Genomic DNA, 11,019 nt, shown 5'->3' on the forward strand with positions numbered 1-11,019 from the left:
CTCGACATCGAGATAACTGCCCTTTACGATATATCTCGACATCAAGATACTTGCCGAGAGGCGCTCGCCGGCGATGCGGGCAAGGTCAGCCTAAGTAAGGGTGACCTTACCACCGCGTGACGGCCGGATATCGCACGAAGCACCCAGAAGGAGTCAGTCGTGTCCGCGAACAGCTTCGACGCCCGCAGCTCGCTGCAGGTGGGCGACGAGTCGTACGAGATCTTCAAGCTCTCCGCCGTCGAGGGTTCCGAGCGGCTGCCGTACAGCCTCAAGGTGCTGCTGGAGAACCTGCTCCGCACGGAGGACGGCGCGAACATCACCGCCGACCACATCCGCGCCCTCGGCGCCTGGGACGAGAACGCCCAGCCGAGCCAGGAGATCCAGTTCACGCCGGCCCGCGTGATCATGCAGGACTTCACCGGCGTGCCGTGCGTGGTCGACCTCGCCACCATGCGCGAGGCCGTCAAGGAGCTGGGCGGCGACCCGGCCAAGATCAACCCGCTGGCCCCGGCCGAGCTGGTCATCGACCACTCGGTCATCGCCGACAAGTTCGGCACCAAGGACGCGTTCACCCAGAACGTCGAGATCGAGTACGGCCGCAACAAGGAGCGCTACCAGTTCCTGCGCTGGGGCCAGACCGCCTTCGACGAGTTCAAGGTCGTCCCGCCGGGCACCGGCATCGTCCACCAGGTGAACATCGAGCACCTGGCCCGCACCGTCATGGTCCGCGGCGGTCAGGCCTACCCGGACACCTGCGTCGGCACCGACTCGCACACCACCATGGTCAACGGCCTGGGCGTGCTGGGTTGGGGCGTCGGCGGCATCGAGGCCGAGGCCGCCATGCTCGGCCAGCCGGTCTCCATGCTGATCCCGCGCGTCGTCGGCTTCAAGCTGACCGGCGAGCTGCCGGCCGGCACCACCGCCACCGACCTGGTGCTCACCATCACCGAGATGCTGCGCAAGCACGGTGTGGTCGGCAAGTTCGTCGAGTTCTACGGCGACGGCATCGGCTCCATCCCGCTGGCCAACCGCGCCACCATCGGCAACATGTCGCCGGAGTTCGGCTCGACCTGCGCGATCTTCCCGATCGACGCCGAGACCATCAACTACCTGAAGCTCACCGGCCGCGACGAGCAGCAGCTCGCCCTGGTCGAGGCGTACGCCAAGGAGCAGGGTCTCTGGCACAACCCGTCGCACGAGCCGGTCTACTCCGAGTACCTGGAGCTGGACGTCTCCACCGTCGTCCCGTCGATCTCCGGCCCGAAGCGCCCGCAGGACCGCGTGATCCTGGCCGAGGCCGCCGAGCGGTTCGCCGAGGCGCTGCCGACCTACTCCGCCGAGGCCTCGAAGCCGACCGCCGTCACCGCCCCCGACGGCTCGTCCTACGAGATCGACAACGGCGCGGTCGTGATCGCCTCGATCACCTCCTGCACCAACACCTCCAACCCCTCCGTCATGCTGGGCGCCGCCCTGCTGGCGAAGAAGGCCGTGGAGAAGGGCCTGCGCGTCAAGCCCTGGGTCAAGACCACCCTGGCGCCCGGCTCCAAGGTCGTCATGGACTACTACGAGAAGGCCGGCCTGCTCCCGTACATGGAGAAGCTGGGCTTCAACCTGGTCGGCTACGGCTGCGTCACCTGCATCGGCAACTCGGGCCCGCTGCCCGAGGAGGTCTCGGCCGCCGTCAACGAGGCCGACCTCGCGGTCGTCTCGGTGCTCTCCGGCAACCGCAACTTCGAGGGCCGGATCAACCCGGACGTCAAGATGAACTACCTGGCCTCCCCGCCGCTGGTGGTCGCCTACGCCCTCGCCGGCAACATGAACATCGACATCACCAAGGACGCCCTGGGTCAGGACGCCGACGGCAACGACGTGTTCCTCGCCGACATCTGGCCGTCCGAGCAGGAGGTCGCCGACACCGTCGCCGGCTCCATCGACGAGGCCATGTTCGACAAGGGCTACCAGGACGTCTTCGCCGGTGACCACCGCTGGCAGTCGCTCCCGGTCCCGACCGGCAACACCTTCGAGTGGGACGCCGAGTCCACCTACGTCCGCAAGCCCCCGTACTTCGAGGGCATGGCCAAGACCCCGAGCCCGGTGACCGACATCGCCGGCGCCCGCGTCCTGGCCAAGCTGGGCGACTCGGTCACCACCGACCACATCTCCCCGGCCGGCAACATCAAGCCGGGCACCCCGGCGGCGCAGTACCTGACCGCCAACGGTGTCGAGAAGCGCGACTTCAACTCCTACGGTTCCCGTCGTGGCAACCACGAGGTGATGATCCGCGGCACCTTCGCCAACATCCGCCTGCGCAACCAGATCGCGCCGGGCACCGAGGGCGGCTACACCCGCGACTTCACCCAGGCCGACGCGCCGGTGTCGTTCATCTACGACGCCTCGCAGAACTACCAGGCCGCCGGCATCCCGCTGGTCGTCCTGGCCGGCAAGGAGTACGGCTCCGGCTCGTCCCGCGACTGGGCCGCCAAGGGCACCGCGCTGCTGGGCGTCAAGGCCGTCATCGCCGAGTCGTACGAGCGCATCCATCGCTCGAACCTGATCGGCATGGGCGTCCTGCCGCTGCAGTTCCCGGAGGGCGAGAACGCCGAGTCCCTCGGCCTGACCGGCGAGGAGACCTTCTCCTTCACCGGCGTGACCGAGCTCAACGAGGGCCGCACCCCGAAGACCGTCAAGGTCAAGGCCGGTGACGTCGAGTTCGACGCGGTCGTGCGCATCGACACCCCCGGTGAGGCGGACTACTACCGCAACGGCGGCATCCTGCAGTACGTGCTGCGCTCGCTCATCGGCTGATCGGGCTCACCGACTGATCGGGCACGGCGGCCGAGTCCCGCACGGCCCGAGGAGGGGCCGGACCGCACATCGCGGTCCGGCCCCTCTTTTGCATGCTGCACCGACCGGGCCCGCCCCCTTGTGCGGTGAACGGCAGATGGACTAAACCTCTCTCTCATCTGGTCCAGACCATTTGACGCCGCTTCAGAGAACAGGTCCGGTATGCCCACTCGCGCCTCAGCCCTGCTCGCCGCCGCCACCGTCGCCGCGCTGCTCGCCGCCCCCGCCACCGCCAACGCCGCCGACGGACGGCACGGCCCGAAGCTGAAGGGCCAGCGGGTCGGCTACTTCACCCAGTGGGGCGCCGACAGCTCCGCCAAGCGGGTCCAGGAGTCCGGCCAGGCGGCCAGGCTCACCGTCATCAACTACGCCTTCGGCAACGTCTCCGCCGAGGGCACCTGCTTCGAGAGCAACGAGGCCGGCCAGGGTGACGCCCACAACGACTACCAGCGCTCCTTCTCCGCGGCCGAGTCGGTGGACGGCGTGGCCGACGCCCCGGGCCAGAAGCTGAAGGGCCACTTCAACCAGCTGCGCAAGCTCAAGGCGAAGAACCCCCAACTGCGCACGGTCGTCTCGCTGGGCGGCTGGAGCTGGTCCAAGTACTTCTCCGACGCGGCCGCCACCCCCGAGGCCCGCAAGAAGTTCGTCTCCTCCTGCATCGACCTCTACCTCAAGGGCGACGTGCCGGTCCTGGCCGGTTCCCCGGAGGGCGGCAAGGGCGCGGCCGCGGGCGTCTTCGACGGCATCGACGTCGACTGGGAGTACCCGGGCGGCGGCGGGGACGCGGGCAACGTGGTCCGGCCCGAGGACGGCCGCAACTTCACCCTGCTGATGCAGGAGTTCCGCGACCAGCTGGACGCCCTGAGCGGCAGGAAGGGCAAGCACTACCTGCTGACCGCCGCCGTGGCCGCCAACGAGACCGTCGCCGACCGGCTGGAACTGCCCCGGCTCAGCGAGTCGATGGACTGGCTGAACGTGATGACCTACGACCTGCACGGTCCGTGGGAGGGCAAGGGCCCGGCCAACCACCAGGCCAACCTGTACTCCGACCCGACCGACCCGGACCCGCGCCGGCGCAGCGCCGACACCGCCGTGACGCACTACCAGGAGCGCGGGATGCCCTCCGAGCAGCTCGTCCTCGGTGCCCCGCTGTACGGCCACGGCTGGACCGGCGTCGCCCCCGGCAAGCGCGGCGGCCTCTTCCAGAGCGCCACCGCGGCCGCGCCCGACCACTCGTACCAGGAGATCAACGCGCTGCCGGGCAAGGTCTACCTGGACCGTGACCACGGCGCGTCCTGGAAGTACGACGGCACCACCTTCTACAGCTACGACACGGCCGAGGTGCTCACCCAGAAGGCGCGGTACACGCGCTGGAACGACCTGGCCGGGGTGATGGTCTGGTCGCTGGACGGCGACGACGCCCAGGGCAGCGCGATCGCCGCGCTGGACCGCGGTCTGCGCCGCGACTGACCGCCCCGCATCCAGGGCCCGCCGCGGACGCACCCGCGGCGGGCCCCCGCTACGCCGGCTGCGCGCGCGGACGCGAACCGTCCCGGCGAGCCGGCCGTGGCGGTGAAGGCCCTTTCGGCGTACGGCCGTTGCGGCCGTACGGCCGGTCAGGCCCGGGGGCGGCCCGTCAGACCCGGTCGCAGGCCTGCGCCCGCAGCGCGCGGGCCAGGTCGTCCCGGCGCTCCAGCACCAGACGGCGCAGCGCGGGCGCGGCCTGCGGGTGCCCGGCCAGCCAGGCGTCGGCCTCGGCCAGGGTCTGCTCGTCGGTCTGGGCGATCGGGAAGAAGCCGCCGACGATCCGCATCGCGATCTCGATGGTCCGGTCGGCCCAGATCCGCTCCAGCAGCTTGAAGTACGGCGCCGCGTAGAGGGCGCTCAGGTCGCGCTGGGAGGGGATCGAGAAGCCCGCGGTGTTGGCCTCGACCAGGGCGCTCGGCAGCTCGTCCGAGTCGATCACGGCCGACCAGGCGGCGGCCTTGGCCTCCGCGGTGGGCCGGGCGGCCAGGCACTGGGTGTGGTGCCGCTTGCCGCTCGCGGTGTTGTCGGCGGCGAGTTCGGCGGCCAGCTCCTCGTCGGAGGCCTGGCCGGAGGCGGCCAGCGCCAGCCACAGCGACCAGCGCAGGTCCTGGTCGACCTCCAGACCGTCGATCCGGGCGCTGCCGGACAGCAGGCCGCGGACCAGGCCGAGGTGCTCGGCGCCGCCCGCGGTCTGGGCGAGGAAGCGGGCCCAGGCCAGCTGGTGGTCGCTGCCGGGGACGGCTTCGCGCAGCTCGCGCAGGGCGCCGTCGGCGAGCAGCCGGCCGCCCTCGCCGCGCCAGGCCGGGTCCGCGTACAGGTCGACGGCGGTCTTGGCCTGGGCGTGCAGCGACTGGAGCACGCCGATGTTGCCCTCCTGGCCGGCGAACCGCAGCACCAGGGCGACGTAGTCGCGGGCCGGCATCAGGCCGTCCCGGGTGAGGTTCCAGACCGCGGACCAGGTCAGCGCCCGGGCCAGCTCGTCGCGGATGTCGCCGAGGCCGGCGCGCAGGTTCTCCAGCGACTCCTCGTCGAAGCGGATCTTGCAGTAGGTCAGGTCGTCGTCGTTGAGCAGCACCAGCGCCGGGCGGGGCAGGCCGGCGGCCTCGGCGACGACGGTCCGGGCGCCGGTGACGTCCAGTTCGATCCGCCGGGTGCGCACCAGGGCGCCGTCGGCGTCCCGGTCGTACAGGCCGACCGCGATCCGGTGGGGGCGCAGCACCTCGCCGTCCTGGAGCACCGCCAGCTCGGTGATCCGGCCCTCGGCGTCGGTGGTGACCTGCGGGGTGAGCGAGTTGACCCCGGAGGTCTGGAGCCAGGCGGCGGCCCAGGCCTTGAGGTCGCGGCCGCTGGTCTCCTCCAGCACCTCCAGCAGGTCGCCCAGCTCGGTGTTGCCGAAGGCGTGGCGCTTGAAGTAGCGGCGGGCGCCCTCGAAGAAGGCCTCGGACCCGACGTACGCCACCAGCTGCTTGAGGACGGAGGCGCCCTTGGCGTAGGTGATGCCGTCGAAGTTGAGCTTGGCGTCCTCCAGGTCCCGGATGTCCGCGGTGATCGGGTGGGTGGTGGGGAACTGGTCCTGCCGGTAGGCCCAGGCCTTGCGCTGGTTGGCGAAGGTGACCCAGGCGGAGGAGTAGCGGGTGCGGGCGCCGATCAGGCCGTAGGAGCCCATGAAGTCGGCGAAGGACTCCTTCAGCCACAGGTCGTCCCACCAGCGCATGGTGACCAGGTCGCCGAACCACATGTGCGCCATCTCGTGCAGGATGACGTTGGCCCGGCCCTCGTACGCGGCGTCGGTGACCTTCGAGCGGAAGACGAACTCCTCGCGGAAGGTCACGCAGCCGGGGTTCTCCATCGCGCCGATGTTGTACTCGGGAACGAAGGCCTGGTCGTACTTGCCGAACGGGTACGGGTAGTCGAACTCCTCGTGGAAGAAGTCGAGTCCGAGCTTGGTGACGCCGAGGATCTCGTCCGCGTCGAAGTACGGGGCCAGCGACTGGCGGCACATCGCGGAGAGCGGGATCTCCAGCGCGGTGCCGTCGGCCAGCTCGCGGCGGTAGTGGTCGCGGGCGACGTGGTACGGGCCGGCGACGACGGCGGTGAGGTAGGTGGAGATCGGCTTGGTCGGCGCGAACTCCCAGGTGCGGCCGCCGTCCTGTGCGGCGGCGTCCTGCCCGGTGCCGTCCTGCTCGGTGACCTTCTCGTGCGGGGCGTTGGACCACACGTTCCAGGCGGCCGGGGCGGTCACGGTGAAGGTGAACGGGGCCTTCAGGTCGGGCTGCTCGAAGTTCGCGAACACCCGGCGGGCGTCGGCCGGCTCGTAGTGGGTGTAGAGGTAGGTCTCGCCGTCCACCGGGTCGACGAAGCGGTGCAGGCCCTCGCCGGTGCGGCTGTAGGCGCAGTCCGCCTCGACGGTCAGCACGTTCTCGGCGGCCAGGCCGTCGACGTGCACCCGGGCGCCGTCGTAGGCGGTGGCCGGGTCGAGGGCTCGGCCGTTCAGGGTGACCGAGCGGACGGCGGGGGCGAGCAGGTCGAGGAAGGTGCCGGCACCGGGCTGGGAGCAGCGGAAGGTGACGGTGGTGGTGGAGCGGAAGGTGCCGGCCGCCCGGTCAGGGGCCGAGGTCACGTCCAGCCGGACCCGGTAGCCGTCCACGGTCAGGATGCTGGCCCGCTGCTGCGCCTCGTCGCGGCTGAGGTTCTTGCCCGGCACGGCGGTACTCCTTTGTCCGGCTCGCACGGTGGTGCGCCTGTGGGTGGTGCGGTCTCGCGCGGGGTGTACCCCGCGCGCGGGGTCATCCTTTCACGCCGCTCGCCGTCAGTACCATTGCACAGGCCGCCGCGTTCGCGCCGGAATCAGCGGCCCCGGGCGGGTGTTGGCGTTCCGGGGGTGGAACTCCTCCCTGCCCAGGATCGCCTCACGAAGGACACCACCAGTGACGACTGCCACTGAGCGCAAGACCGCCGACTTCTGGTTCGACCCGGCCTGCCCGTGGGCGTGGATGACCTCCCGCTGGATGGTCGAGGTCGAGCGGCTGCGTCCGGTCGACGTGCGCTGGCACGTGATGAGCCTGTCGGTGCTCAACGAGCACCGGGACCTCCCGGAGAGCTACCGGGAGCTGCTGGACAACGCCTGGAGCGCGGTGCGGGTCTGCATCGCCGCCGCGGAGCAGCACGGGCCGCAGGTGCTCGGCCGGCTCTACACCGAGCTGGGCGTGCGCTTCCACAACCAGGGCCTGCCGCAGAACCGGGAGACCATCGAGGCCGCCCTGGTGGCCGCGGGCCTGCCGGCGGAGCTGGCCGACGCGGGCGGCACGGACGCCTACGACGACGCCCTGCGCGCCTCGCACAAGGAGGGCATCACCCTGGTCGGCGAGGACGTCGGCACCCCGGTGATCGCGGTCGAGGGCGCGGACGGCGAGCGGGTGGCCTTCTTCGGCCCGGTGGTCACCCCCGCCCCGAAGGGCGAGGCCGCGGCCCGGCTGTGGGACGGCACCCTGCTGGTGGCCTCCACCCCGGGCTTCTACGAGATCAAGCGCACCCGCACGGCCGGCCCGTCCTTCGAGTGAGCCGTACGTAGTTCCCCGGAAACGCGGCAGGGCCCGGTACCGATCGGTACCGGGCCCTCGCCTTCGCTGACGGGAAGGTCAGCGCAGGGCGGCGTCCCGGCGCTGCTTGAGCAGCCCGGCGACGGTGAGCAGCGCGACCAGCACGCCGGCCGCGTACAGCTGGTCGCGGTTGCCCTCGGTGGTGGTCATCAGGGCGAGGATGGCGGCCACGGCGGCCATCGCGACCCAGGTGAGGTACGGGTAGCCCCACATCTTCACGGTGAGCAGCTCGGGCGCCTCGCGCTCCAGCCGGCGGCGCATCCGCAGCTGGACGACGCAGATGAACAGCCAGACCACCAGGATCGCCACGCCGGTGGTGTTCATCAGCCAGGTGAACACGGTGTCCGGCCAGAACTTGGCCGCCAGCACGGCGCCGAAGCCGAACAGGCAGGAGATCAGCACGGCTCTGCGCGGCACGCCGCCGCTGACCTTGGCCAGCGCCTTGGGGCCCTGGCCGCGGCCGACCAGCGAGTACGCCATCCGGGAGGCGCCGTAGATGTTGGCGTTCATCGCGGACAGCAGCGCGACCAGCACCACCACCTGCATGATCGTTCCGGCGGCGGGCACCCCGAGGTGGCTCAGCACGGTGACGTACGGGCCGTCGGCGACGACCTTCGGGTCCTTCCAGGAGACCAGGGTGACCACCAGGGCCATCGAGCCGATGTAGAAGATCGCGATCCGCCACACCGCGGTGCGCACGGCGTTGGCGACGTTCTTCTTGGGGTCGTCGGACTCGGCGGCGGCGATGGTGACGGTCTCCAGGCCGCCGTACGCGAAGACCGAGGCGAGCAGGCCGATGATCAGTCCGTCGACGCCGTTGGGCAGGAAGCCGCCCTGGCCGGTGAGGTTCGCCGTGCCGGGGGCGCCGGGGCCGATCACCCCGGCGATGCCGAGCCCGCCGAGGACCAGGAAGGCGATGATCGCGGCGACCTTGATCGCGGCGAACCAGAACTCGAACTCGCCGAAGTTCTTCACCGCGGTGAGGTTGCTGGCGCAGAAGAAGGCCATGAACAGGCCGACCCAGACCCAGGCGGAGACGCCGGGGATCCAGCCGTTGACGATCTTCCCGGCGGCGGTGGCCTCGGCGGCGACGCCGCAGCAGAGCATCACCCAGTACATCCAGCCGGCCGTGATCCCGGCCCAGGGGCCGATCTCCTTCTCGGCGTGCACCGAGAACGAGCCGGAGGCGGGGCGGGCGGCGGACATCTCGCCGAGCATTCTCATGATCAGCATGACCAGGAGGCCGGAGAGCACGAACGCCAGGATGATCGCCGGGCCGGCGGCCGCGATGCCGGCGCCGGAGCCGACGAAGAGGCCGGCGCCGATCACGCCGCCGAGGGCGATCATGGACAGGTGGCGCTGCTTCAGGCCGTGCGAGAGCTGCTGACCACCCGACGCCGGGCCTGCGGCCGGCTGGGTGCCGTTGGGGGTCCCGGTCGCCGTCGGGGCGGAAGTGGGGGCCATAGGGGTGGTTCCAGACTGTGCGGTATGCGACATGAGCTGTCCAATATCCGGCGGCACCCCTGTCCATGCCAAGAATGTTCGATTCGGGCCCACCATGCGGACCCTGCCGAAACCTACTGTGATCATGCTGTGACCAGGAGTTGTTCCGGTCCGGTTCCGACAATGCCCGAGGGCGGGGGTTTGTCCGAAACCGTGCCGTTCGCCCAGTGGATCACCGCGTAGGTTCACAGGTGTTCACTCACCTGGACTCTCACGGAGGAGCCCCGATGGCCACTGCCACCACCCCGATACCGCGCCGCACCGTCCTCGCCGACCTGCTGCCCGCCGCCTCCACCCGCCTCGGCGCCCAGGCCCGCGACCTGGCACTGGTGGCCGGCGGCGCCGCGCTGACCGGCCTGGCCGCCCAGCTGTCGGTGAACGTCCCCGGCTCGCCGGTGCCCGTCACCGGCCAGACCTTCGCCGCCCTGCTGGTCGGCACCGCGCTCGGCGCCCGCCGCGGCGTCGCCTCGATGGTGCTCTACCTGCTGGCGGGCATGGCGGGCCTGCCCTGGTTCGCCGAGGGCACCTCGGGCTGGGCGACGGCCTCCTTCGGCTACGTGATCGGCTTCGTCCTCGCCGCCGCCGTGACCGGCGCGCTGGCCCGCCGCGGCGCCGACCGCACTCCGGTCAACACCGCCGTCACCATGGTCCTCGGCAGCCTCGCCATCTACGCGGTCGGCGTCCCGTACCTCGCCCTGTCGCTGCACGTGTCGCTCGCCCGCGCCGCCGAGCTCGGCCTCTACCCGTACCTGGTCGGCGACGCCGTCAAGGCCGCCTTCGCCGCCGGCGCCCTGCCGCTGGCCTGGAAGCTGCTCGGCCGGCGCTGATCCGCCCGGCCGGCCCGCGTCGCCCGGCGGGCCCGCGCCGCCGTCCCACCCCGCCGCCCCACCCGGTCGGCGCCCCCGTTGTCGGGCCCGGGCGCACGCGCATGCCACACTCATGGCATGCGCGTGTACCTGGGCTCAGACCATGCCGGATACGAACTGAAGAACCACCTCGTGGAGTGGCTCAAGGGGGCCGGCCACGAGCCGGTCGACTGCGGGCCGCACATCTACGACGCCGAGGACGACTACCCGCCGTTCTGCCTGCGTGCCGCCGAGCGCACCGCCGCCGACGAGGACGCCCTGGGCATCGTGATCGGCGGCTCGGGCAACGGCGAGGCGATCGCCGCCAACAAGGTCAAGGGCGTCCGGGCCGCGCTGGCCTGGAGCGTGCAGACCGCCGAGCTCGGCCGTCAGCACAACAACGCCAACGTGATCTCCATCGGCGGCCGCATGCACACCCAGGAGGAGGCCACCGAGTTCGTCGAGGTCTTCCTCAAGACCCCGTACAGCGGCGAGCCCCGGCACACCCGCCGGATCGAGATGCTGAGCGAGTACGAGACCACCGGCGAGCTCCCGCCGATCCCGGCCCACCACCCGCAGGGCTGATCCCGCCACCCACCCTCCCCGACGGCCGGGCCGCCCCCCCCCCGGGGCCCGGCGGCGGCCGGTTCGGGGCCCCCCCCCCCCCCCCGGCCGGGCCCCGGGCCCCCCCCCCCCGCCCC

The 11,019-nt window shown here is 71.3% G+C and carries 7 protein-coding genes; 5 read left to right on the forward strand and 2 right to left on the reverse strand.

Annotated elements, in window-relative coordinates; all coding sequences use genetic code 11:
* The first annotated feature begins 159 nt into the window (after window positions 1–159).
* A complete protein-coding gene (acnA, locus tag ACFWJ4_RS23260) occupies window positions 160–2,805 on the forward strand; it encodes an aconitate hydratase AcnA (RefSeq protein WP_380546611.1) in 2,646 nt (881 codons plus the stop codon).
* Between the two features lie 201 nt (window positions 2,806–3,006).
* Window positions 3,007–4,314 (forward strand): glycoside hydrolase family 18 protein, encoded by a 1,308-nt coding sequence (locus tag ACFWJ4_RS23265; protein WP_380546613.1) that lies wholly within the window; start codon window positions 3,007–3,009, stop codon window positions 4,312–4,314.
* Window positions 4,315–4,480: 166 nt separating this feature from the next.
* On the opposite strand, the gene pepN is transcribed toward ACFWJ4_RS23265, so the two are convergent.
* The gene (gene pepN / locus ACFWJ4_RS23270) at window positions 4,481–7,075 is read right to left on the reverse strand and encodes an aminopeptidase N (protein ID WP_380546615.1); all 2,595 of its coding nucleotides are present in this window, start codon (window positions 7,073–7,075) and stop codon (window positions 4,481–4,483) included.
* Between the two features lie 223 nt (window positions 7,076–7,298).
* Between pepN and ACFWJ4_RS23275 the strand changes: the two genes are divergently transcribed.
* The gene (locus ACFWJ4_RS23275; RefSeq protein ID WP_380546617.1) at window positions 7,299–7,931 is read left to right on the forward strand and encodes a DsbA family protein; all 633 of its coding nucleotides are present in this window, start codon (window positions 7,299–7,301) and stop codon (window positions 7,929–7,931) included.
* A gap of 78 nt (window positions 7,932–8,009) precedes the next feature.
* On the opposite strand, the gene ACFWJ4_RS23280 is transcribed toward ACFWJ4_RS23275, so the two are convergent.
* Window positions 8,010–9,434, reverse strand: coding sequence for an amino acid permease (locus tag ACFWJ4_RS23280; protein ID WP_380546619.1), 1,425 nt, complete (start codon window positions 9,432–9,434; stop codon window positions 8,010–8,012).
* A 266-nt stretch (window positions 9,435–9,700) separates the two neighbouring features.
* Here ACFWJ4_RS23280 and ACFWJ4_RS23285 point away from each other — a divergent pair, with 266 nt between their 5' ends.
* Entirely contained in the window at window positions 9,701–10,300 is a 600-nt protein-coding gene (locus ACFWJ4_RS23285) for a biotin transporter BioY (protein WP_380546621.1), read from the forward strand.
* 117 nt (window positions 10,301–10,417) lie between these two features.
* The gene (locus ACFWJ4_RS23290) at window positions 10,418–10,903 is read left to right on the forward strand and encodes a ribose-5-phosphate isomerase (RefSeq protein WP_359914820.1); all 486 of its coding nucleotides are present in this window, start codon (window positions 10,418–10,420) and stop codon (window positions 10,901–10,903) included.
* The last annotated feature ends 116 nt before the right edge of the window (window positions 10,904–11,019 follow it).

Origin of the sequence: Kitasatospora sp. NPDC127067 (genome assembly GCF_042724755.1) — a bacterium.
Classification (GTDB): Bacteria; Actinomycetota; Actinomycetes; order Streptomycetales; family Streptomycetaceae; genus Kitasatospora; species Kitasatospora lactacystinica.

Bases quoted from the DNA above. Each gene is read 5' to 3' on its own strand.
- ACFWJ4_RS23265 (WP_380546613.1), top strand. From the start codon at position 3,007: ATGCCCACTCGCGCCTCAGCCCTGCTCGCCGCCGCCACCGTCGCCGCG.
- ACFWJ4_RS23280 (WP_380546619.1), bottom strand. From the start codon at position 9,434: ATGGCCCCCACTTCCGCCCCGACGGCGACCGGGACCCCCAACGGCACC.
- ACFWJ4_RS23285 (WP_380546621.1), top strand. From the start codon at position 9,701: ATGGCCACTGCCACCACCCCGATACCGCGCCGCACCGTCCTCGCCGAC.
- ACFWJ4_RS23290 (WP_359914820.1), top strand. From the start codon at position 10,418: ATGCGCGTGTACCTGGGCTCAGACCATGCCGGATACGAACTGAAGAAC.